The organism is Maribacter huludaoensis (assembly GCF_029350945.1).
Classification (GTDB): Bacteria; Bacteroidota; Bacteroidia; order Flavobacteriales; family Flavobacteriaceae; genus Maribacter; species Maribacter huludaoensis.
In genome coordinates this window covers 1-23,646 of sequence record NZ_JARKMS010000002.1, presented here as the reverse complement: position 1 = coordinate 23,646, position 23,646 = coordinate 1, and the positions used below count along the sequence as shown (strand labels likewise).

Sequence of the window (23,646 nt, the reverse complement as noted above, 5' to 3'; positions counted from 1 at the left end):
ATTAAATAACGAAGCCTCTTGATTGAAAAGTAAAATCAAGAAGCTTCATATTAAATGATCAGAAATTAATTTATAAACTTCAATCGCTTTTCAATTGCCATGATCATGGCATTGGCGATATCTTTACCTGTAGCATTTTCAATACCCTCTAAACCTGGTGATGAGTTAACTTCCAATAGTAACGGTCCTTTGTTAGATCGTATGATATCTACGCCCGCAACGGCAAGGTTCAATACTTTAGCGGCTTTTAAAGCCAACTTCTTTTCATCAGCCGTAATCTTAACGATTGATGCCGTACCACCTTGGTGAATATTGGCCCTAAATTCTCCTTTTTGGGCTTGGCGCTGCATACTGGCCACTACTCGACCATTTACCACAAAACAACGGATATCTTGTCCGTTTGCTTCTTTAATAAACTCTTGTACCAATATGTTCGTGTTAACGCTCTTAAAAGCATTGATTACACTTTCTGCTGCCTTATTGGTTTCTGCCAAAACAACACCCTTACCTTGTGTACTTTCCAAAAGCTTAATGATCAAAGGCGATCCATTCACCATTTTGATCAAATCTTTGGTATCCATTGGCGATTTGGCAAATCCGGTAATAGGAATATGAATATCATGATTAGAAAATAATTGAGAGGCGAACAATTTATCTCTGGATTGTGTAATAGCCTCCGCCGAATTCTGACAGTACACCCCTAGATTGTTAAACTGACGGATCAATGCGCAACCGTAAAATGTTACGGATGGCTTTATTCTTGGTATTACCGCATCATAGTCTTTAAGTATGATACCACCACGATACCTTATTTCGGGAGAATGGGCATCAAGCTTCATGTACGCCTGTTCAACATTTAAAAAATGTATTTCATGACCCCTAGCCTCTGCGGCTTCCATAATCCTTTTATTACTGTACAAATTTGGATTACTGGCCAACAGCGCAATTTTTAATCCGGTTTTCTCCTTATAATAAGGTGCGTAAAATTTATTTACTTCACTTTCATCAAATTCCTGTAATTGATAATTTACGGCAGGATTTACTACAAAACGTTCATTCAAGGCTTCTCTTCCCAAGAGCATACGAAACTCCATGGTATCTCTATTGGCCAAAGTCAATTCAATATCAAAAGTATCTTCACCAATAGTTACCGGTGTTTTGATTACCAGCCTTTCTTCCGATATACCCGAAGAACTTTTAACCATTCTACGTGCTACCAATCTTGCCTGGCATTCAATGGCTATACTACGGTTTTCTTGAAGCGGACTAACCTCAAATTTCACCCATTCTTGTCCGTTTTTCGTTACAATCTTTAAATTAGTAGCTTGTATGGAAGATGTTTTTGCCCCAGAATCTACCCTAGCTTTAATTGCCGGTATACCCAGGTCATTGAACACACACCACTCTTCACTACCTACTATCTTTAAATTATCCAATTCTTTTGTTTTTAGCTCCTTTTAATTACGGAGTTTTCTTATTTCTTTTTAAGCTCAAATAAATCTGTTCTTCTATCGCGAAGATTACGTACCGCACCAAACTGATTTAGTTCACGTAACAAACTAATATCAACATCGGCAATTAAGATCATTTCTGTATTCGGTGTTGCCTCTGCCTTGATTCCGTTTGTTGGAAAAGAGAAATCGCACGGTGTAAAAACCATAGACTGGGCAAACTGAATATCCATATTCTGAACATTTGGCAAGTTACCTACACTACCTGCAATAGCAACATAACATTCATTTTCTATTGCTCTGGCCTGCGCACAATTACGCACCCTGGAATAACCATTTTGTGTATCTGTCAAGAAAGGAACGAACAAAATATCCATACCTTCATCTGCAAGCAGTCTACTAAGTTCAGGAAACTCAGAATCATAGCACACCAACACCCCAATTTTACCACAATCAGTATCAAAAGCCTTTAATTGATTACCCCCTTGCATTCCCCAAACCTTGGCTTCATCTGGTGTTACGTGAAGTTTTTCATAGCGCTCCATACTACCATCCCTTCTACATAAATACCCCACATTGTACAAGCGACCATCAATCATTTCCGGCATACTACCTGTAATGATATTAATGTTGTACGATATGGAAAACTCAGAGAATTTTTGGGCAATTGCCTGTGTATGCTTTGCCAATTCACGAATAGCATCTGGCGTAGACATGTGATTGTTAACCGCCATTAAAGGTGCATTGAAAAACTCAGGAAACAATGCAAAGTCTGATCGGTAACCAGAAACGGCATCAATAAAATACTCTGCCTGCTCCAACAATTCATCTAGATCCTTGTACGGTCTCATTTGCCATTGAATCAACCCTAATCTAATTACGGTTTTTTTAGTAGCGGCTTTTTTAGACGGTTTTTGGTAATAGATATTATCCCACTCCATCAAAATAGCAAAATCTTGAGAAGCCTTATCGCCATCTAAATACCCTTTCATTACCTTGGCAGGATGAAAATCATTACTGATCTGAAAATTCAGTACAGGATCTTGAATCTCTTTTCTACGGACCTTATCAATGTATTCTTTGGGTGATAGTTTTGATGCATAGGCATGGTAATTTGGCATTCTACCACCAAAAACAATGCTTTTTAAGTTTAACTTTTCACAAAGCTCTTTTCTATAATCATATAAACGACGCCCTAAACGAAGACCTCTAAAGCTTGGCTTTATAAACACCTCTATACCATAAAGCACATCACCCTCATTATCATGGGTGTCAAAAGAGTATTTGCCCGTAATTTGTTCATAGGTATGATTGTCATCAAAAGCATCATAATCTACGACAATAGAAAGGGCTACCCCTGCAAGTTGGCCATTGATCTTAATAACGACCTGACCCTCAGGAAACTTTTCGATCAACGATTTTATATGTTTCTCTTTCCAATATGAACCCGGCATATTGGTGTAGGCAGAAATCATAGCAGTTTTAAGTTCTTGATAATCATCAAGGTCCAAAAACTTTAATTCAATATTTTCAATTTCATCAATTTTCATATACCTGTTGTAAGCACAACGATATTTAGTTTATAGTTTTAATGGTAGTCCATTTTGGGACAGTCCCAAAGGGCATTCGGAAATTGTAATCGTAACATCTCGCATTGCGAGAAAGACTTGGTTTTCCGGTCTACAGAAAATAGACCGGATGTATTATTCTCTATAGTGCAGGAGCAACTTGAGCGATAGAAAAACTAATCTTCATCATCGCCATCAACCATATCCTCAGGATTTGGTTCTACAACGGCAGTTGGATCATCATCATCAAAATCTTCATAATCATCCTCGTCATAATTCTCCATTGTATACTCAAGCTTAGCACTGATTTTTACTAAATACTTAGTGTCTTCGGTCAATACCTCAACAGCTTCTATACGCTCTCCTTGAGCATTTCTAAAGGAGATAATATTACGGTCATCATACCCATCTGGGTATCTTTCTACCAACAGTTTCAACACTTCTGGTGTCAATTTTTTAAAGTCGACTATGACTCTTTTTAAATGTGCGTTCTTGTCCATAATTACATGTCTAATAGGTAAGCAAAAATTAAGGGCGCAACAATTGTCGCATCACTTTCAATTATATATTTGGGTGTATTGATATCTAATTTTCCCCACGTAATTTTTTCATTTGGTACAGCGCCCGAGTATGAACCATAACTTGTGGTACTGTCGCTAATTTGGCAGAAATAGCTCCAGAACGGCGTATCTGTACGTTCCATATCTTGATACAGCATTGGCACAACACAAATAGGAAAATCTCCGGCGATACCTCCACCAATTTGGAAGAACCCAATACCGTTTTCAGAATTTGCCGTATACCAGTCTGCCAAGAAGGTCATGTATTCAATACCAGATTTCATGGTACTTGCCTTTAGTTCACCTTTCATTACATATGATGCAAAAATGTTACCCATGGTACTATCTTCCCAACCTGGGCAAATAATAGGCAGGTTCTTTTCTGCAGCAGCGTACATCCAAGAATCTTTAAGGTCTATTTCATAATATTCCTCTAGCACTCCGGAAAGTAACATTTTATACATGAACTCATGTGGCAAATATCTTTCGCCCTTATCATCTGCATCTTTCCAAATTTTGAAAATATGCTCTTGCAATCTTCTAAAAGCTTCCTCTTCTGGAATACAGGTATCGGTAACCCTATTCAAGCCTTTTTCCAACAGGTCCCACTCGTCTTGCGGAGTCAAATCTCTATAATTAGGTACACGCTTGTAATGAGAATGCGCCACCAAATTCATAATATCCTCTTCTAAATTGGCACCGGTACAGGAAATGATCTGTACCTTATCTTGGCGTATAACCTCTGCAAAGATCTTACCTAATTCAGCAGTAGACATAGCACCGGCCAAAGAAACCAACATTTTGGCACCGTTGTTCAGCTGTTCTTCATACCCTTTGGCAGCATCTACCAAAGCAGCCGCATTAAAGTGTAAATAATATTTTTCTATGAAATTGGTGATTGCACCTTTAGTCTTCGTCATCTTCGAATCTTGAATTTGTATTTGCTTTATAATCAATATCAAAAGTATTGTCATACTCTTGATCTATGTCTTGCCCCGCAAATTTATAGCTGAGCATTTTGTAATATAATTTGGCCGCCAAAAAGTCTGACGATTTATCATTTTTGTTAGGGCAAAGTTCAACAATGTCAAAACCTACCACGTTCTTATCTTCAAAAACCTGCTTTAAAAACTCCAAAGTCTCATACCAAAGTAAACCTCCTGGTTCTGGTGTACCGGTAGAAGGCATAATGGACGGATCAAAAGCATCAAGATCTAATGTTATAAAGACATTGTCCGTCATTGCTTCTATAACCTTATCTGACCAATATTCATCAGCAACCATATCATGGGCAAAAAATGTTTTTTCTTCATCCATTACCGTCTTTTCAATCACATCCATAGAACGAATACCTACCTGAACCAAATTGGTAGTCTGGCTAGCTTCGTATACGGCACAGGCATGGTTATACTTTGTACCTTCATAAGATTCCCTAAGATCCGCATGAGCATCTATCTGCAATACCGTTAAATTATCAAAACACTCGTTAAAGGCTCTAATAGAACCAATAGATATTGAATGTTCACCGCCAAAAAGGGTTACAAACTTGTTACGTTTAATAAAATCTTTGGTAATGTTATGTACCTCATTTACCATTGCCTCTGGAGAACTATTCTCTGTAACTGGCTCGGTTAAATGAATACCCTGCTTGTAAACTTCAGAATCGGTTTCAATATCATACAATTCCATGTTTTCCGAAGCTTCCAAGAAAGCTTCAGGACCTTTGTCCGCTCCTTTACCCCAAGTACTTGTTCCGTCATAAGGAACAGGTATCAAGATAATTTTGGATTTTTCTAGTTGTGCGAATTCATCGGAAATACCGGCATAATTCTTAGATGTACTCATGATATATTAGCTATTGTTAAGTGGATTTTTAGTAATATTTTCAATTTTATATACGTAATTCTCTGTGTATCGGTCTTTGTTACCGAGCTATTTTATTCATTATCCAGTTCTACCTCATACCCCAGAATATTTAGCAGTTCTTCTGCTTTTTGCTGGGACCTAAAGAGTTTGTACGTGAAGTTACCGTTTTCATCTTTATCAATCAATACATGTTTTGGCTGCGGAATTAAACAATGCTGCAATCCGCCATAGCCACCAATTGATTCTTGATAAGCACCGGTATTGAAAAAACCTATATACAACGGTTTTTCCCTTTTGTACTTAGGCAAATAAATAGCGTTCATGTTCTGCTCACTGTTATAATAATCATCGCTATCACATGTTAGTCCGCCCAACAATACACGCTCATACTCATCATTCCACCTATTGATCGGCAACATGATAAATCTTTTATTGATTGCCCAAGTATCTGGCAACGTAGTTATAAAAGAAGAATCTATCATATTCCACTTTTCGCGATCATTCTGTTGTTTTTGATATAAGATCTCATAAATGGCACCACCACTCTCACCTACAGTAAAGCTACCAAATTCCGTGAAAATATGAGGAACGGGCACATCTGCTTCTGAGCAAGTGATATTGATTTGATTTAAAATTTCATTGATCATGTATTGGTAATCATACTCAAAAGCCAGGGTATTCTTTATAGGAAAACCGCCACCAATATTTAAACTGTCCAATGATGGGCAAATTTTCTTTAGACGAACATAAACCTTAAGACATTTTACAAGTTCGTTCCAGTAATAAGCATTGTCACGAATACCGGTATTAATGAAGAAGTGAAGCATTTTAAGCTCTACCTTATCATTATCCTTGATCTGGTTCTCATAGAAAGGAACAATATTCTTATAGCCAATACCTAAACGAGAAGTATAAAATTCGAATTTAGGCTCTTCTTCAGATGCTATACGAATACCTACTTTAAAGGTGTCATTGATAGCATCTGAAAGTAAATCTATTTCTTCATAATTGTCTATAATTGGAATACAATTTTGATGACCATTATTTATTAAGCGAGCAATATTATCAATGTATTTTTCGCGCTTAAATCCGTTACAGATAACAAAAGTGTCATTGCTTAATTTACCATCTGCCTTTAGTTTTTCAATGATATTGATATCAAAGGCAGAAGAGGTTTCCATATGAATATTGTTCTTTAAAGCCTCATGCATTATATGCTGAAAATGCGAGCTTTTAGTACAGTAACAATAGTGATATTTACCCTTGTAATTATTTTTTTCTATAGCATTTGCAAACCAGTTTTTTGCCCTAAGAATATTCTCTGAAATTTTAGGCAAATAAGTAAATTTCAACGGGCTGCCATATTGCTTTACCAGCTCATTTAAAGGTATACCATGAAACTGTAGATGTTCACCATCTAAATTAAATTCTTCTTGAGGAAAATAGTAAGTTTGATCAATAAGATCAATGTATTTGGTATTCATGAATTGAATATTAAATAATAATGAAATATGATTATGATAAATGTAGTAACTAGCCTATAGACTTAAAGTTAAGAAAACGTAACTATTTAAGTAGGATATCACACCAGAATTTGCTTCTGAGTAGTAGGAATAAAAAAGTAGTCATGCTGACTTTGCATGATAGTAGAAAATACGTTGGAAGTTTGCTTTACTAATCGGCAACCTATCTTATAAGCCATTTGTGAGAAACACTTCCAATTTCTCTCAAACCCGAACACAGAATAACGATACATAATGTTCAGCTAAAAGCTTGAAATATCCAGCATACAAAGTTGTATCTTAGGACAGGACAAATGAAATCAAAAAAAATGAAAAAACAAGCATTTTTATTTTTTTTACGATAATTAGTAATTTTTACCTAAACAAAAATAAAAAGCACTTTAATTTTAAAAATAACATATTAATTTTCAATACTTTAAATGCCACACAATTCAATTTAAAAAAATGAAAAAATTCCATTTAAAACGTCGATTTGCGACTATGATTTTAATTTCTGCCATTAATTTGATTTCATATGGTCAAATTCCTAACGGAATTTATACGGATACCCTTCAAAATAATGGTACGGAAACGGTACATCAAATAAAGATTAAGGATGATTATTTTATCTATAATGCATATGAAATTGAACCCGCAAAATTCATAAAAACTGTTGGTGGGTTTATGCAAATCGAGAAAACTGACACCAACACTTTATTGGTAGTCCTTCTGGAATTCAATTCTAACTTTGGGAACGATGCCTTAAGACAACTATCTATACCAGTAATGATGGACGGTGGAAAATTACAATTGAATTGGTTTCAAAAATTAACTATGAATCCCACAATCTCCAGAACACAAGATTTGGATGGCGCTTGGCTTTTTGCCACTAGAGGTCCTGATAATGGGCAAAAAAGAAGAGGCGAAGAAAATTCAAGAAAGACAATGAAACTGTTAATGGACAATACCTTTCAATGGATAGCTTATGATACAGAATCATTTAAGTTTTCAGGCACTGGTGGAGGAACCTACTCAGCACAGAACGGAGTATACAAAGAGCATATAGAATTCTTCTCCAAGGATAATAGTAGAACTGGAGCGCAACTTGAGTTCAATTATCAGCTGAAAGGCAATGATTGGCATCACACCGGAAAAAACAGCAAAGGAGAACCTATGTATGAGATTTGGAGCAAAAGAGGGTTAAGTGATTTATAAAGCAAATCAATAGAACCGGAATACATATTTCTACAACTAGCTCCTCTATACTTACATGTAAAGAATAACAATTTAAAAATGTTACCGTTTATCGAAAATAACATTACTTGAACATTAGCCTGCCCATCTTTTTATAGTTTAGCAGAAAATTCCTACTTATGTCCAACTATATTAATCTTTTCGGGTTTTTCGCAATTTGTTTAATAATCGCATTTTTGGTGGTTTTCTTCTTTAGTGAAAACAAAAATTAAAACGAATAACTTTATAGAATAAGGAGATATTGACCATTACTGTCTATAAATAGAAAAGCCGACTTAATAAATCGGCTTTACCAAACTAACTCAAATTATGAACGTATCCTTTTAAAGGGCACGACAAAATTATAGTTCTAAGTCCGCCAAAAGATAATGCAAACATCAACTATCTGTTATTAAATTGGTTTAGACCTGCTATTTAAACTTTCAAAGCCACAAAACTTACTATTCATAAATCTCCACGATCATTTCTATTTCTACAGCCATATTACCAGGTAAAGAACCCATACCAACTGCAGCGCGTGCATGTTTTCCATTGTCCCCAAAAACTTCTACCATTAGATCAGAATAGCCATTTATTACTTTTGAATGGTCCTTAAAATCTGGAACAGCGTTTACCATACCATGTACGCTTACAATTCTTTTTACTTTATTTAGGTTACCCAATTCCGCCTTTAAAACAGATAATTGATTAATACCTACTTCACGGGCAGCCCTGTATCCTTGCTCTATGGTTAGACTATCGCCCAACTTACCTATTATATTTTCACCATTTTCCTGTTTTGGCCCTTTACCGGCCAAGAACAATAAATTACCCGATCTTGCCGCATGTACATAATTTGCTACAGGAGTACCTTGATCTCTATATACAATTCCTAAACTATCTACTTTAGCTTCTGGATTATAACCTGTGCTTACCGGCGTTAAAGAAACATCCTTACTTTTATCAATTTTATTATTCGCATCTGCACAATTGACCAGAAAAAGGGCCAGGAGTAAATAAATACTGTATTTCATAGTTTATTATTTAGGTATGATTATTAAGCTACAATTTACCTAATACTTCATTATCAATACAATACCCTTTCATTTACAGGAATCTAAATTGCATAAAAACCATAAAAAATTGTTTAAATACTATTTTTTGTGCTTTCTGTCGTAGTTAAGGTATCATTTTACTAAAAAAGCATTGATATTATTTCATTTTTATTAGTTTAGCAAATTAACAAAACAACAACTAAATCAATTTAAATATGGAAAGTTCTACAGCGACTTCTAAAGTAAATGCGAATAGGCTATTTTACGCCAGCTGTTTTGCATTAATTACCACGGCATTCTCATTTGCCATTGCGGCAGGTATATTGGACCAACTAAAAACAGAATTAGAATTAAGTGCCAGCCAAGCAGGTCTAATTACATCTATGTGGTTTTTAGGTTTCCCAATTGCAATGGTAATAGGTGGTTTGATCTACCATAAAGTAGGCGGCAAAATAATCATGCAATTTGCATTCTTTTCACATGCCATTGGTATATTGCTATTAATTTTTTCAGGAAGTTATATGGGCCTTCTAGTGGCAAATCTACTTATAGGTCTAGGTAACGGGTGTACCGAAGCCGCTTGTAACCCTATGATCGCAGATGCCTATAAAGGTAATAGAATGAGCACCATGTTAAACCGTTTTCACATGTGGTTTCCTGGCGGAATAGCTGTAGGTAGCCTTCTATCCGGTTTTATGACAGATATGGGCATTACCGGTCAAAGCCAAGTTTGGTTATTGTTGATACCAGCGGTTATTTATGCATTTTTGTTCTTTGGACAAACTTGGCCTAAAGCAAAAGTGGAAGAAGCCGCTACTATAAGCGGAAACTTAAAAGGTATGTTTACCCCGCTATTTTTATTTATAGGTATCTGTATGGCACTGACCGCTATATCTGAATTTGGACCTAACCAATGGGTTGGGCTTATTCTTTCTAAAAGTGGAGCCGAACCTACTTTGATCTTAGCATTAACCGCAGGTTTAATGGCAGTAGCACGTTTCTTTGGCGGTAGCATGGTGGCAAAATTCAACCAAACTGGGGTACTTTTAGGATCTGCAGTATTGGCTACTATAGGCATCTACTTATTCAGCACCCAAACGGGAACCATGGCTTATGTGGCCGCAATAATATTTGCGTTAGGTGTTGCTTACTTCTGGCCCAATATGATTGGTCTTGCCGCAACCAAAACACCAAAAACAGGAGCATTGGGCATGTCCATAATCGGTGCCATAGGTATGTTCTCTACGTCTATCTTTCAACCTATTATCGGTGGATGGATAGATTCTGATAGAGCTGCCGCAGAAGCACAAGGTTTTACAGGTGATGAATTAGAGTTGGTATCTGGTCAAGAAACTTTAGGCACCATGGTTCTTTTTCCTGCCATATTAATAGTTCTATTTACCATTTTATATTTTTGGCTTAAGAACAAAGAAGCCAATGTAGAAGTTGCTACAGCGTAACTTCTTTGAACCATATAAAAAATGCCCGAGCAAATTGATTGCTCGGGCATTTTCAGTTTATTAAATTACTTTCTTTCTATTCAATAAGCAATTCTAACAATTGTATAGCCGCGTCACTGATCTTGGTTCCAGGACCAAAGACGGCAGTTGCACCGGCCTGCTTTAAAAAATCATAATCCTGTTTTGGTATAACGCCCCCCACAATGACCATAATATCTTCACGACCGTAGCTTTTTAGTTCTTTAACTACTTCTGGTACCAAGGTCTTATGACCACCTGCAAGAGAAGAGATACCTAGAATATGTACATCATTTTCCACAGCCTGCTTTGCCGTTTCTTTCGGTGTCTGAAAAAGCGGACCAATATCTACATCGAATCCTAGATCGGCATAGCCCGTAGCAACTACCTTTGCCCCACGATCATGACCGTCCTGTCCCATTTTGGCAACCATAATACGTGGTCTACGACCATCTTGTTCCGCAAACTTATCTGCCAGCTCCTGTGCTTTCTTAAAACTACTATCTTCTTTAATTTCCCTTGAATACACGCCAGTAAATGAATTAATTATTGCTTTATGTCTGCCAAATGCTTCTTCTAAAGCACTACTTATTTCTCCTAAAGTTGCTCTTTCCCTTGCTGCTAACACTGCTAAAGCTAGTAAATTTTCCTCCATTTCACTACCGTCCATTTTCTTCTTGGCGGCGGTGGTAAGATCTTTCAAACGTTGGGCAACCGCAGCTGAGTTCCTACTTGCTTTTACTTCTTTTAATCGTTCTAATTGCTGCCTGCGCACTTCTTTATTATCAACTTCTAAGATTTGCAGTTCGTCTTCTTCTGTCAACTGGTATTTATTTACACCGACAATAACATCTTGCTGACTGTCTATTCTTGCTTGTTTTCTTGCTGCAGCTTCCTCTATTCTAGTTTTAGGAATACCTGTTTCAATTGCTTTGGTCATACCGCCTAGATTCTCTACTTCCTGCATTAGCTCCCATGCCCTATGAACCAGGTCATGGGTCAATTTTTCCACATAATAGCTACCTGCCCAAGGATCAACAGTTTTGGTCATGTTGGTTTCTTGTTGCAGATATATTTGTGTTTCCCTCGCAATACGGGCAGAGAAATCTGTAGGCAGCGCTATAGCCTCATCCAATGCATTGGTATGCAAACTCTGCGTGCCACCAAACACGGCAGCTGCAGCTTCTATAGTTGTTCTGGCTACATTATTAAAGGGGTCTTGTTCCGTAAGGCTCCAACCACTGGTTTGGCAATGTGTTCTAAGCATTAACGATTTTTCGTTCTTTGGATCAAATTCTTTCACCACTTTTGCCCACAACATTCTTGCGGCACGCATTTTGGCGATTTCCATAAAGTGGTTCATCCCTATTCCCCAGAAAAAGGAAAGTCTCGGGGCAAAATCGTCGATCTTTAATCCTGCCTTAATTCCTGTTCTAATATATTCCAAACCATCGGACAACGTATATGCCAATTCTAAATGGGCAGGTGCACCAGCTTCGTGCATGTGGTAACCAGATATGCTTATACTATTGAATTTAGGCATGTGTTTACTGGTATACTCAAAAATATCGGCCACCAGTTGCATAGAGGGCTTTGGCGGATAGATATAGGTATTGCGCACCATAAACTCCTTAAGAATATCATTTTGTATGGTTCCGGCCAAGTGGTCTAACAGTACCCCTTGTTCTTCAGCGGCAACAATGTAGAATGCCATAATAGGCAATACTGCACCGTTCATGGTCATAGAAACAGACATTTCGTTCAACGGTATACCATCAAAAAGCACTTTCATATCTTCAACCGTATCTATGGCAACACCTGCTTTACCAACATCGCCCACTACACGTTCATGATCACTATCATAACCCCTATGTGTAGGTAAATCAAACGCTACAGACAATCCTTTTTGCCCTGCTTTTAAATTTTTTCTATAAAATTCATTACTTTCTTTGGCGGTGGAAAACCCAGCATACTGTCTGATCGTCCATGGTCTCAGCACGTACATGGTAGAATAGGGACCTCGGAGAAATGGCGGTATACCTGCCGCAAAGTTTAAATGCTCAATATCTTTAATATCTTCCTTTACATATTTTTTTTTGAGCGGTATGCTTTCTGCAGTTGTAAACGGAGTTTCTAACTCACCAATAGTACTACCAAGATGGTCTTTGTCATTGTTATTTGCAGTAGCAAGCTGAATATGTTGTAGGTCCTTTCTACTCATGTGACAAACGATTTTGTTCAAATTCTTCCGCCAATCTTTTTTCGATGATCGGTGTTATCAGCGTTTTTCTAGGATTCTTTTTTACGAACGGATACAGTTCTAACTCATGCGCCATTTTATCGTTTTCATTGGTATATGCGTTTGTACCTACCAGCACTATCTTTTTGGCGTTAAACTTTTCCTGTTGTTTTTGTGCGCTGTCAGCAATTTTATGCTGAACAGTATGGTTTTTTAACTGCTTTAATAAGCCACCGTCTTTTTCAATTGACTTAAACAATAACAATGCTTTTTCTGACAATTGATTGGTTAAGGTTTCTATATAATAACTACCTTCTGCAGGGTTTTCTACCTTATCAAAATAACTTTCTTCCTTCAACAATATAAGCTGATTTATAGCTATGCGATCGGCAAAATCATTATCCTTTTTATATATGGCATTATAGTTAAGATTGAAAACCGTTTCAGATCCGCCCAGAACAGCAGACATAGATTCTGTAGTGGTTCTCAGCATATTTACATTGTAGTCATAAATAGTCTTGTTTCGTTTGCTTGGCTCCGCAACAATATGGCAAGGAACAGAAATGTCATAGGCACTGGCTAAAACCTGCCAAAGGTTACGCAATGCTTTCAGCTTGGCAATCTCAAAAAAATAATTACCCCCTACCGCTACATTGAAATCTATACTTTTTAATTTAGAAAGAGCGTTGCTTTCTAACAATATATTTAAATACTCATTTGCATGGGACATTGCATAAGCCAGTTGTTGTACCATATCTGCCCCTGCATTTTCATAAAGCGATACATCTATACTAAGTAAATTTTCAATCTCGTTTGAAACTAGATCTTTGACCAATAGCGTATCTGAAGACATTGACGCATACCAATTACCGGATTTTGCCAAGTTACCAATGGGATCGATTTGAAAATGTAATTTTTTTGATCGAGGATATTTGGCAAGAGCTTTAACTATAAACTCTTTGGACAAAAATTGCATATTTAAATACACTTTTATTGTACTTAAATCAATATTGTTCAAAATAGTGTCAATATTTACAGATGCTTCCGGTATTAAAAAACGAAGCGCTTCAGCCCCTTTCTGTATGCTTCTAAGTGCCTTTTCATTGGCCATTATTGCATTGCCGGCATAAATTGATTGACCAATTCTCCAAGAAGAGACCGGTGTAGATTTAAGGGTTATATGTTTTAGATCATCGGCATGATAGAAAGGTTTTACTTTGATTCCCTCGGGAGAATTCCATACCACCATTTCATTATAATCCTTACCCTTTAAATCATATTGAATTTTCTGTTTCCATTCTTTTTCAGAGATGGCTTTAAAATTTTCAAATAAGGTTTCACCCTTCATACAAGACAGAGTTTAATTAAAAAACAAGTTCTATTGATTTATCTATTAAAACTGAATTTAACGCAATCTCTCAAATATACAATAAGTAAACAACCTCAAAACAAGTCTACGGGGTATTGCATTCAAAATTCTATAAGGATAGTGATGAACACCATTATGAATGGTAATCGTTAAAGCATGATAGACTTAAACATAAATTACATTGCACTATAGAAAAAGTTATTCCACAAATTCAGTAGCGTTAAGATTACGCACATTTGCTGTTTCAATTCTGGATAATTCTTTTAGATCACCTTTCTCGAACATGGAGGGTAAATCTCTTAAGTCTGTACCTACAGGAGCTGCCCAATTTATGTAATCTTGAAAACGAATACCGTCAATGGTCCTAGGATTATAGGCACTTCTAAAACGCACACCACCATCATTTACACTATAACTATAAGCCAGATAATTGATATAATGCGATTTTTTGTTTATCCAATACATAAAAATATCATCATGGTCCGTACCTCCACCTTCTTTAGCAAATGTAACCCTTACAACATCATAGTCATCACCTTTAATGACAGTTTCGCCTACACTTTCTTTATGAACTGCTTTATCCTTAAGCTTGTGCGGCAATGTCGCAAAATAGATGACAGAATTCAATGCGTTGCTATGTATGGCACTATCTTTTTTAGATAAGTTAATTACCTCATCATTGACTTTTCTACGAAACGATCCGTTTTTTAAATAGTCTTCTATGGTATTGCCTAAACTATCTTTAAAGTTTAGACGGTAGGTATGGCCATCCTTATTATTGAACCCATATATTTTATCCCTAAAGACAAATTCATAGTTAGCTGTATCATAAATTTCACCACCATGTGCTTTAATGGCATTCATTATAATCTCTTCTCCTTCGTTAACATTTGTTTGTAAGGTAGTAGTTTCTGAGGCTGCATTTTTGTTGTCCGTACCACTACCTTCTTTACAGCTTATAAAATTCAAAAAAATAAGAAAAAAAACTACTTTAACTATGTTATTCATACCTATATATTCACAAAAATTAAATCCAAAACAGTTATACTAACCGACCGCACACGCTGAATAGTCGTTACAGCATTGAACCACTAACGCACCAAAGTTATTACATAAACAAATGGAGATTCTCTTTACAAATCATAATAAATGTTAATAACACATTGTAATACCAAAATTTATAAAAAAAACCGAGCAACTATCATTATTTGATAGTTGCTCGGTTTTGGTCATCAATGTCAAACAGCGTTAGACAAGAATGAATATATTATTTATTGATTTACTATAAAAGCATGTATTACACCTGGCAACCAAGCTAGTAAAGTCAATAAAATGCTTATTAAAAGTGTTGTACCAATTCCGTGTTTCATAAAAACGGCTAATGGCGGTAATAATATATTTAATATAATTGTTAACAAAGACATATTTTATTTTTTAGGTTCAATCAAAAATACTGTCATTAAGCCATTTAGCTTAACTCAATTCATCTAATTCATAACCTGAAAACAATTATCCCTTGCTTGTGCCGCTACTCTTTCCTTTCTTCTAACAAGCTTTCAATGATAGTCCTTAACCTATCTAAACCAATAGGCTTTACTATATAGTCCGATATAGCGCTAATTTTCTTTGCTCTTTCTATATCGGCAGGATCTAAAGAAGATGAGACCATGTAAATGGTAATTTTTTTCCCTACTCTAGGCTTAATTTTTACGTATTCTTCCATAAATTGAAAACCATCCATTACCGGCATATCAATATCAAGAAAAATAACATCAGGAAATACAGAATCTTGATCAAGATTATCTAGCATAAAATCTATGGCTTCTTCTCCATCAGAAAAGACCATAATTTCCATTGGCAATTTAGTTGATTTAAGTGTTTTGACCATGGTAAACCTATAAATGGAGTCGTCATCGACAATACACGTTTTTAAAACATTATTCATAGCAAGCTTAATTAAAAAATTATTGTAAAAGTTGTACCAACATTAACCTCGCTAGTAGCAGAAATAGTACCACCCATAGCTTCTACCTGTGTTTTTGTCAGGAACAAGCCAACGCCCTTAGCATCTGGGTGTCTGTGAAAAACCTTATTGAGCCCAAATAGTTTGTGCCCATGTCTTTCAAGATCAATACCCAAGCCGTTGTCCTTAAATGTAATGATATTTCTACCATTCATTACCTCTGTCTTTATAAATATTTCCGGAGTCCTATCTTTTGCTTTATACTTTATAGCATTTCCAATTAAATTTAGGAAGATACTGTCCATATAAATTTGGTTATACTCAATTTCCGATATTTGCGAAAAATCTGATTTTACAACCGCGTTGGACTTCAAAATAACACCACTTAAAAGTTGTGTAGTATTTTCAAGAACCTTTTCAAAATTGACGATTTCAAGCTCTTCTTTTGAATCGCCAGTTTTGGTTTTTAAGGCTTCTATCAATGTATTTAAAGTAAGTGTAAGACGGTTAATAACAGTGTCGAATTTTTCAAAAACATCTAAGCGCTCTTCCTCATCATCAGAAAGCTTATAAATTTCCATCAAAGAATTTAAATTTGCCACAGGAGCTCTTAAATTATGGGAAGTTATATGTGTAAAATCTGCCAATTGTTTATTCTGAGAGGCTAATTTTTTGGCAACAATTTCTAAATTGTCTTTCGCTTGAATTAAATTCTGTTCCGTTTTTTTGAATTCGGTCACATCTTGGCAGGTACCGATCATTTCAACTGTCTCACCTTTTTCATTGGAAATCACATTGGCCAGTATTTGAATGGTCTTCAAATTACCGGAAAAGGTTATAATATTATGCGTTAGCTTACCAAATATTTTCTCCTTTTTTGCCTTTTCAAAATGTTCAAACACCAATTCTTTATCATCTTCATGAACCATTTCAAAATAAATACCGAAAGTAATAGTAAAAGGCTCTCCGTGATAATCTAAAAGGGCAAATAAGTTATCTGACCAAAAGCCAATATCCTCAATAGGGTTCCATTGCCAGTGTCCCATTAAACTAATTTCCTCAGCAAGATTTAGCAGCTCATTTTTGTTGCGCAGTTCATTCTTTACCTTCTTAATTTTAGATATATCTGTAGCTACTGCGATAAAACCTTCGTTTACACCCTCATTAGTATTAATTGCCGTAATTGAAGTAAGCGTAGAAAACATAGAACCATTTTTATGCTTAAACGTCCATTGTCTTGTATCATTGATGTTTTCATTACGGTAGTTAAAATTGCTATTAGTAACATCACCACCAAACTGGGCAATCATATCATTTCTAAATTGCTCTTGCTCCTCTTCAAGCAAATATAATTCAGGCCTGTGCTTACCTATCACTTCTTCAGAGGTATACCCTAATAATTCTTCTGCGCCACTGTTAAAACGATTTATTATTCCATCTTTATCCGTTGTTATCAGGGCAATGGATTTGGAGTTAAAAATTGTCTCCAGTTCTTTATGGGCCTTTTTAAGTTTAGTTTCAGATTCCTTAATGCGCGTAACATCCTGTATTATACCGAACAATCTTGAAGCAACACCTTCAATATATTCAACCTTGCCTATTACTTTAACCAGTTTTAATTCTCCAACTGCATTTATTATTTCATATTCAATATTTACAGAAATTCCTTTTTCCATTAAATTTTCTACGGCAGTTTCTACCAAGGCCCTAGTCTGTTCATTTTTACTAAATTCAAGATTAGTGGCTATATTTGGTATGTAATCTTCAGATACTCCGTATATATCATAGATTATTTTGCTCCAAGTTATTTCATTGGTATGTAGGTCCATTTCCCAAGTACCTATCCGTGCTAACTCGCTAGTATCTTTTAAAATGGAGTCTACACGTTTTTGCTGAAGCTCTTTCTCTTTTTTCTCTGTAATATCGCCAGTGTGCATTAAGAGTCCGCCAATTTCTCCTTCAGCATTATACCATGGTCTTACATCCCAATAAATCCATTGAATGGACCCATCTTTACGATAAAAAGGTGCTTCGTCACATATATCTATTGCACCTTGTAAACATTGTTGATGCTTAGCTTTCCAATCATCTCCTATTTCAGGAAAAACATCATAGTGAGATTTGCCAACAATATCTTGCCCCTCTAGTTTAAAATCTTTCAACCATCTTTTAGAAACAGCTAGATAGACCATGTCTTTGTTTAACATAGCAATAGCTGTTGGAGTTTGTTCTATAAAAATTTGGTGATGCCTTTCCAGAAGCATGTTGTCGGTATGTAACTGATTCAATTTTAAATTTTTAACAAGAATTTCTTTTAAAAATAGTAATAAATTACTGATATATACTAAATGGCACTAATGTTACTATTTTTCAATAGATTAGAGAACCATAAACTAATTGCCTTACCTAACACTCAAAATATAAGTCAATTAGCTTAAAAAAAAACAATATGATAAAATAAGAACTCCCTATTGAGCATAATTCAATAATACGATACTATTTTTTTAAATATCACATTTAATTTTTCTATTACACAAGAAAGAAATGTGATATTACAAGGGAAAAATCCTATTCTATCAATATAAATTCTGAGCGTCTATTTAACTGATGGTCTCTATCTGAACAAATAATTCCGTTTGCGCATTTGTTTATTATTTGGGTTTCCCCATAACCTTTACCGGATATGCGCCCAGGCTCTATACCTGCAGCTATTATGTACTCCACTGTTCTTTTTGCCCTACGATCAGAAAGCCAAAGATTATAATTATCCTCTTCCCTACTATCTGTATGTGAACCCACTTCTACCTTGACTTCCGGTCTTTTTTTCATGTATGCAACTACCTTGTCCAAATTAGAAAAAGCATCATCACGTAAATAAGAACTGTTTAAATCAAAATAAATTGGTGCTAATTTTAACACCTTTACCAAATCTGCCCCAATTACCGCCACTTTGCTACTTTCTTCCAATACCACACGGGCATTTGTTATACTCTTTTCATCTGGTGTAGTAAACATGAACAACGAACCTTCTTCATAGCCCTCTAGATTGGCAATAATGGTATATTGACTTTCTTGACATGGTATCTCTAAAGTATATTTACCCTGAGCATTGGTAGTGGCTTCCCCTATATTTCCTCCAAAATTATTTTTTCCGTGTACGGTTGCAAACGGTAATGGTTTGTCCGAATCTTTATCGACCGCGATACCTGTAATGGTCACCATACAATCAATTGTCTTAAGAGCGTAAATATCATCTGCACCTAATCCTCCGTTTCGATCCGATGCAAAAAAACCTGAATTGGTCGTTTCATCAAATATCATTGAAAAATCATCATTAGCACTATTAATTGGATTTCCTAAATTCTTGACCGCGCCTTGATTCGCCAAATCGATAGAAAAAATATCCAGTCCTCCCAAACCAGGATGGCCGTCAGATGCAAAATACAAAACGTCCGATGCTGTAATAAACGGAAAAGTCTCTTTGCTCTCGGTATTGATTTTGGAACCTAAATTTACCGGTGTTCCAAAACTTCCATCAGTATGAATATCCACTACAAAAATGTCCGATGCCCCTAGAGTTCCGGGCATATCAGAAGAAAAATACAATTTATCACCTTTCTTACTCAGTGCCGGATGCGCAACAGAATACAAATCACTGTTAAATGGCAAATCTTCTATATTCCCCCATTTGCCATCCTTGAACGTACTTCTATAAATTTTTAATCTGCTAACCCCTTTTTTGTCTCTATTAAAGGATCCTTTCTTATAATTATTCCTTGTAAAATACATGGTGTTACCATCTTGGGAAAAGCTGGTAGAAGATTCATTAGCTACCGATTTCAACTCATCTGAAAAATGAGTTGCCGTACTATATTCGCCTTGTTCCGGACGTGTTGTTTTATACAAGTTTAAATAAGGTGTGGCACTACGCGAAGTGGTTTCTAAATCCCTAGCAGTAGAAAACACGATAAAATCTTTATAGAACGAAGGAGCAAAATCTGATTCTTTTGAATTGACCGAGGTCAAATTCTCAATGGTATACTCATTTGAAGCGGTCATTAATTCATCAAAATAGCCTACACCTTTATCATACTTTAAAGCTCTTACATCATTCTTTTTCGCTTTTTTGAACTTTTTCATCCAAACCTCGGAATCTTTGTAATTATTGATCGATTTTAAAGATTGTGCATATCTGTACATGTAATCCGGATCGATTGTTGAGCTATTGATCTCTAACAATTTTGCATACCAATAACTAGCTTCATCATACTTTGCCCTTAAATAAGCTTCATTACCCAAGTTTTTACATATATCTTCATTTGACATGCCTTTTTTACTCAACTCTTCATAGGTAGATTCTTTGCCCATGTACCCATAATGCTCAAAATTATCAGTACCTGAACTTTTATTGTCTCGCTGTGCGTAACACAGGCTAGCAATAAAAAGCAACGAAAAGAGAACTATATATGTTTTAACTTTCATTATCGGTTATTTAAAAGAATCTAGGGGTCAAATCAATTTTATCTTTTTTAATGAACTCATATCTAAGAAACACCTCAAAAGAACCATTGTTAAACTTGGTGCCTCCCAGTTCAGATATATCACTATCATAAGCCAGCCCCAGCATAAATTCCGGTGTCATTTGAAATCCGAACAACGCACTCAACGCGGCATCCCATCTATAGGCGGCACCCATTGAAAACTTATCGTTCAACAAAAAATTAGCCGAAATATCCGCTTGTAACGGTGCACCTGATGTTGCCTTCAATAGAAAAGCAGGTTTAAATTTTAAAGCCGATGACATTTCAAAAACATACCCTGATATTAAATACCAGGTCATTCTATCTACAGATACAAGGTTATCATTACCATCAGCGCTATCAAAATGCTCTGTCTGGAAAAAATTAGGTATGGACAAACCTGCATAAAATTGATCGTTATGGTAGTACAGACCTGCTCCAAAATTGGGAGTAAATTTTTTATAAAGATCACTATCGGTAATGGCAGTACCGCCGGCACTAAAATTTCTAAGATTGTTAAAATCTAAATTTAATAAGTGTCCGCCAGCCTTTAACCCAAATGACAATTTATTATTATCAGAGGTCTTCAATGTATACGAAAAAGCAGCGTCAATATATGTATTTTGATTGGTGTTGTTCCCTATTTCATCATGAACAATAGATAGACCAAGCCCCACTTTATCAGAAGAAGGTCCGTGTACACTTAGTGTTTGTGTATTAGGAGCACCATCTCTTCCTACCCATTGTGACCTGTGCAATGCAGATATACTTAATACATCTCTAGATCCTGCATACGCCGGATTAACCGAGAATGTATTGTACATGTATTGTGTATACTGCGCATCTTGTTGGGCATGCACAAAAAACTGACCACCTAAAACCATGGTAAATATCAAAAAGACTATATTGTTTATCTTCTTCATGTTTTATTGTACTAGATATAGGTAACCAGTTAATAATTTTTCCGTGCCATTAGCTGTATAATAGATATCATAATAATAGGTGCCAGCAGGTAATTTTTCATTCTTATTGATGGTAATTCTGCCCTCGGAAACCCCATCAAATGATCTATTTTCATTATTATAACTTTCCATTTCCCAAACCAACACACCGTATCTATTGTAGATTTTTACAGAGTTTTCAGGAAATCTTTCAATGTTGATAATCTCAAATGAATTATTAATTATGCCCCCTGGTTTCACTAAATCCATTTCAACATAAATATCGCAGTTACTGGATTTTGGCGGTGTACCACCAATTGAATCACAAGCGTTCAATGGATCCGTACCATCCATAATCTCTTGTCCGTCCATGATTCCGTCTCCATCCGTATCAGGATTATTTGGATCAGTACCTATTCTAATTTCTTCTTCATCTGTAAGTCCGTCATTATCATTATCAAGAGGTTCGTCACTTGTAATTATAGTTACTTCGCCCAAACCTTGATTTCCTGCTATGTCTTCAGCGGTGATAAATAAAATTAATTCTGGTTCTATAACTGGAAATGAAGCATTGTCCGGTTGATTCGTTTCTGTATCAATTTCCCAAATACCATTGATATCCGTATTAATAACATATTCTAAAAATATACCCGTATCACCTACCTCAACAGTAATATTCAATATCTCATTCGGACTCCCTAAACCAAGTAGAATAGGGTATGTGTCCATTGTTTCAAAACTATCTACCAAAGGTGGATCTATATCAATGGTATACGGATGTTGTACTGACGATGAACCTGTATTACCATCTAAAGTTATCGTGGTGACCGTACCTAGAATACTTAAATCATTGTCCTCCACTAAATCTGAACCAGAAACCGAGATATTAAAAAACCCGTTTGCATCTACAGGACCAGTATAATTGGTATTATGAATGGTCAAGGTTACTAGATCACCTTCAGAAAAATCACCTGTAACCCTTCCCGTTACATTGATCTGACCTTGAGATTCATTTTCGTTGACAATGTTATCTGAGGTTATGTCATCTATAGTTATTATCGGAAGCACTATAATTGTTTCTTGACAATCTACTACTCCATTACCATTGCTATCGGTTTGATCAAATACCACAGTAACCATACTTGTATCGTTAATGGAGCAAGGCAGTATGGAGGCTACGGTATATGTGTATGTGTTGTTACCATTATCGGTCCACGAACCACCAGTATCAGGAGATCCGCTTAATTGAGCAAATAGGGCTGTATTGGTAATCGTATCACCTTCGCAAATATTCAATGTTCCATCGATTCCCGCATTCGGTAGTGCTTGTTCGGTTACCGTTACGATGCTTTCGTCATCGGTTGTACAAGGTGATGTTGCTGCCACAGTATACGTATGCGTGCCATCACCATTGTCCGTCCACGTTCCGCCGGTATCCGGTGAACCCGTTAATTGTGCGAACAAGTCCGCATTCGTGAATGTTGCGCCTTCGCAAATATTCAATGTCCCGTCGATTCCCGCATTAGGTTGTACCTGCTCGGTTACGGTTACGATACTTACATCATCGGTTGTACAAGGTGATGTTGCTGCCACAGTATACGTATGCGTGCCATCACCATTGTCCGTCCACGTTCCGCCGGTATCCGGTGAACCCGTTAATTGTGCGAACAAGTCCGCATTCGTGAATGTTGCGCCTTCGCAAATATTCAATGTCCCGTCGATTCCCGCATTAGGTTGTACCTGCTCGGTTACGGTTACGATACTTACATCATCGGTTGTACAAGGTGATGTTGCTGCCACAGTATACGTATGCGTGCCATCACCATTGTCCGTCCACGTTCCGCCGGTATCCGGTGAACCCGTTAATTGTGCGAACAAGTCCGCATTCGTGAATGTTGCGC

General features: G+C 36.3%; 18 protein-coding genes. 2 read left to right on the top strand and 16 right to left on the bottom strand.

Annotated elements, in window-relative coordinates; all coding sequences use genetic code 11:
• Positions 1-65: 65 nt before the first annotated feature.
• From rimK to PXC01_RS05180, 6 genes are all read right to left on the bottom strand, one after another.
• The gene (gene rimK, locus PXC01_RS05205) at positions 66-1,436 is read right to left on the bottom strand and encodes a 30S ribosomal protein S6--L-glutamate ligase (protein ID WP_276471269.1); all 1,371 of its coding nucleotides are present in this window, start codon (positions 1,434-1,436) and stop codon (positions 66-68) included.
• Positions 1,437-1,474: 38 nt separating this feature from the next.
• Complete coding sequence (locus PXC01_RS05200) at positions 1,475-3,001, bottom strand: bifunctional GNAT family N-acetyltransferase/carbon-nitrogen hydrolase family protein (RefSeq protein ID WP_058104184.1); 1,527 nt, start codon at positions 2,999-3,001, stop codon at positions 1,475-1,477.
• Between the two features lie 194 nt (positions 3,002-3,195).
• Positions 3,196-3,519: a hypothetical protein gene (locus PXC01_RS05195; protein WP_058104185.1), complete on the bottom strand. Its 324-nt coding sequence runs from the start codon at positions 3,517-3,519 to the stop codon at positions 3,196-3,198.
• A 2-nt stretch (positions 3,520-3,521) separates the two neighbouring features.
• Positions 3,522-4,499 carry a deoxyhypusine synthase family protein gene (locus PXC01_RS05190; RefSeq protein ID WP_276471268.1) on the bottom strand — a complete coding sequence of 326 codons (978 nt, stop codon included), beginning with the start codon at positions 4,497-4,499 and terminating at the stop codon, positions 3,522-3,524.
• Positions 4,486-5,424, bottom strand: a complete 939-nt coding sequence (gene speB, locus PXC01_RS05185; protein ID WP_276471267.1) for an agmatinase — start codon at positions 5,422-5,424, stop codon at positions 4,486-4,488. The genes PXC01_RS05190 and speB overlap by 14 nt, the downstream gene beginning before the upstream one ends.
• A gap of 92 nt (positions 5,425-5,516) precedes the next feature.
• Positions 5,517-6,929 (bottom strand): arginine decarboxylase, encoded by a 1,413-nt coding sequence (locus tag PXC01_RS05180; protein WP_276471266.1) that lies wholly within the window; start codon positions 6,927-6,929, stop codon positions 5,517-5,519.
• Positions 6,930-7,412: 483 nt separating this feature from the next.
• Between PXC01_RS05180 and PXC01_RS05175 the strand changes: the two genes are divergently transcribed.
• Positions 7,413-8,162, top strand: a complete 750-nt coding sequence (locus PXC01_RS05175) for a hypothetical protein (protein WP_276471265.1) — start codon at positions 7,413-7,415, stop codon at positions 8,160-8,162.
• Positions 8,163-8,641: 479 nt separating this feature from the next.
• On the opposite strand, the gene PXC01_RS05170 is transcribed toward PXC01_RS05175, so the two are convergent.
• Positions 8,642-9,214: a RidA family protein gene (locus PXC01_RS05170; RefSeq protein ID WP_276471264.1), complete on the bottom strand. Its 573-nt coding sequence runs from the start codon at positions 9,212-9,214 to the stop codon at positions 8,642-8,644.
• A gap of 236 nt (positions 9,215-9,450) precedes the next feature.
• Between PXC01_RS05170 and PXC01_RS05165 the strand changes: the two genes are divergently transcribed.
• On the top strand, positions 9,451-10,695 hold the full coding sequence (locus PXC01_RS05165; protein ID WP_276471263.1) for an MFS transporter: 1,245 nt from the start codon (positions 9,451-9,453) through the stop codon (positions 10,693-10,695).
• A 76-nt stretch (positions 10,696-10,771) separates the two neighbouring features.
• On the opposite strand, the gene scpA is transcribed toward PXC01_RS05165, so the two are convergent.
• From scpA to PXC01_RS05120, 9 genes are all read right to left on the bottom strand, one after another.
• Positions 10,772-12,934 (bottom strand): methylmalonyl-CoA mutase, encoded by a 2,163-nt coding sequence (gene scpA / locus PXC01_RS05160; RefSeq protein ID WP_276471262.1) that lies wholly within the window; start codon positions 12,932-12,934, stop codon positions 10,772-10,774.
• Complete coding sequence (locus PXC01_RS05155; protein ID WP_276471261.1) at positions 12,927-14,300, bottom strand: methylmalonyl-CoA mutase subunit beta; 1,374 nt, start codon at positions 14,298-14,300, stop codon at positions 12,927-12,929. Before PXC01_RS05155 ends, scpA begins: the two co-directional genes overlap by 8 nt.
• Positions 14,301-14,519: 219 nt before the next feature.
• The gene (locus tag PXC01_RS05150; RefSeq protein ID WP_276471260.1) at positions 14,520-15,329 is read right to left on the bottom strand and encodes a DUF6503 family protein; all 810 of its coding nucleotides are present in this window, start codon (positions 15,327-15,329) and stop codon (positions 14,520-14,522) included.
• A 263-nt stretch (positions 15,330-15,592) separates the two neighbouring features.
• Positions 15,593-15,745, bottom strand: a complete 153-nt coding sequence (locus tag PXC01_RS05145; RefSeq protein ID WP_036151377.1) for a YqaE/Pmp3 family membrane protein — start codon at positions 15,743-15,745, stop codon at positions 15,593-15,595.
• A 104-nt stretch (positions 15,746-15,849) separates the two neighbouring features.
• Positions 15,850-16,266, bottom strand: a complete 417-nt coding sequence (locus PXC01_RS05140; protein WP_276471259.1) for a response regulator — start codon at positions 16,264-16,266, stop codon at positions 15,850-15,852.
• An 11-nt stretch (positions 16,267-16,277) separates the two neighbouring features.
• On the bottom strand, positions 16,278-18,572 hold the full coding sequence (locus PXC01_RS05135; protein WP_276471258.1) for a PAS domain-containing sensor histidine kinase: 2,295 nt from the start codon (positions 18,570-18,572) through the stop codon (positions 16,278-16,280).
• Positions 18,573-18,852: 280 nt separating this feature from the next.
• Positions 18,853-20,766: an OmpA family protein gene (locus PXC01_RS05130; RefSeq protein WP_276471257.1), complete on the bottom strand. Its 1,914-nt coding sequence runs from the start codon at positions 20,764-20,766 to the stop codon at positions 18,853-18,855.
• A gap of 10 nt (positions 20,767-20,776) precedes the next feature.
• Positions 20,777-21,727: a PorP/SprF family type IX secretion system membrane protein gene (locus tag PXC01_RS05125; protein ID WP_276471256.1), complete on the bottom strand. Its 951-nt coding sequence runs from the start codon at positions 21,725-21,727 to the stop codon at positions 20,777-20,779.
• Positions 21,728-21,730: 3 nt separating this feature from the next.
• Positions 21,731-23,646, bottom strand: a 1,916-nt coding sequence (locus tag PXC01_RS05120; RefSeq protein WP_276471255.1) for a T9SS type B sorting domain-containing protein, incomplete at its 5' end; no start/stop codon positions are given.

Excerpts from the sequence above, each read along its gene's own strand:
- PXC01_RS05190 (WP_276471268.1), bottom strand. The coding sequence starts at position 4,499 with ATGACGAAGACTAAAGGTGCAATCACCAATTTCATAGAAAAATATTAT.
- speB (WP_276471267.1), bottom strand. The coding sequence starts at position 5,424 with ATGAGTACATCTAAGAATTATGCCGGTATTTCCGATGAATTCGCACAA.
- PXC01_RS05180 (WP_276471266.1), bottom strand. The coding sequence starts at position 6,929 with ATGAATACCAAATACATTGATCTTATTGATCAAACTTACTATTTTCCT.
- PXC01_RS05155 (WP_276471261.1), bottom strand. The coding sequence starts at position 14,300 with ATGAAGGGTGAAACCTTATTTGAAAATTTTAAAGCCATCTCTGAAAAA.
- PXC01_RS05175 (WP_276471265.1), top strand. The coding sequence starts at position 7,413 with ATGAAAAAATTCCATTTAAAACGTCGATTTGCGACTATGATTTTAATT.
- PXC01_RS05200 (WP_058104184.1), bottom strand. The coding sequence starts at position 3,001 with ATGAAAATTGATGAAATTGAAAATATTGAATTAAAGTTTTTGGACCTT.
- PXC01_RS05150 (WP_276471260.1), bottom strand. The coding sequence starts at position 15,329 with ATGAATAACATAGTTAAAGTAGTTTTTTTTCTTATTTTTTTGAATTTT.
- PXC01_RS05130 (WP_276471257.1), bottom strand. The coding sequence starts at position 20,766 with ATGAAAGTTAAAACATATATAGTTCTCTTTTCGTTGCTTTTTATTGCT.
- PXC01_RS05170 (WP_276471264.1), bottom strand. The coding sequence starts at position 9,214 with ATGAAATACAGTATTTATTTACTCCTGGCCCTTTTTCTGGTCAATTGT.
- PXC01_RS05125 (WP_276471256.1), bottom strand. The coding sequence starts at position 21,727 with ATGAAGAAGATAAACAATATAGTCTTTTTGATATTTACCATGGTTTTA.
- PXC01_RS05165 (WP_276471263.1), top strand. The coding sequence starts at position 9,451 with ATGGAAAGTTCTACAGCGACTTCTAAAGTAAATGCGAATAGGCTATTT.
- scpA (WP_276471262.1), bottom strand. The coding sequence starts at position 12,934 with ATGAGTAGAAAGGACCTACAACATATTCAGCTTGCTACTGCAAATAAC.
- PXC01_RS05195 (WP_058104185.1), bottom strand. The coding sequence starts at position 3,519 with ATGGACAAGAACGCACATTTAAAAAGAGTCATAGTCGACTTTAAAAAA.
- PXC01_RS05145 (WP_036151377.1), bottom strand. The coding sequence starts at position 15,745 with ATGTCTTTGTTAACAATTATATTAAATATATTATTACCGCCATTAGCC.
- PXC01_RS05140 (WP_276471259.1), bottom strand. The coding sequence starts at position 16,266 with ATGAATAATGTTTTAAAAACGTGTATTGTCGATGACGACTCCATTTAT.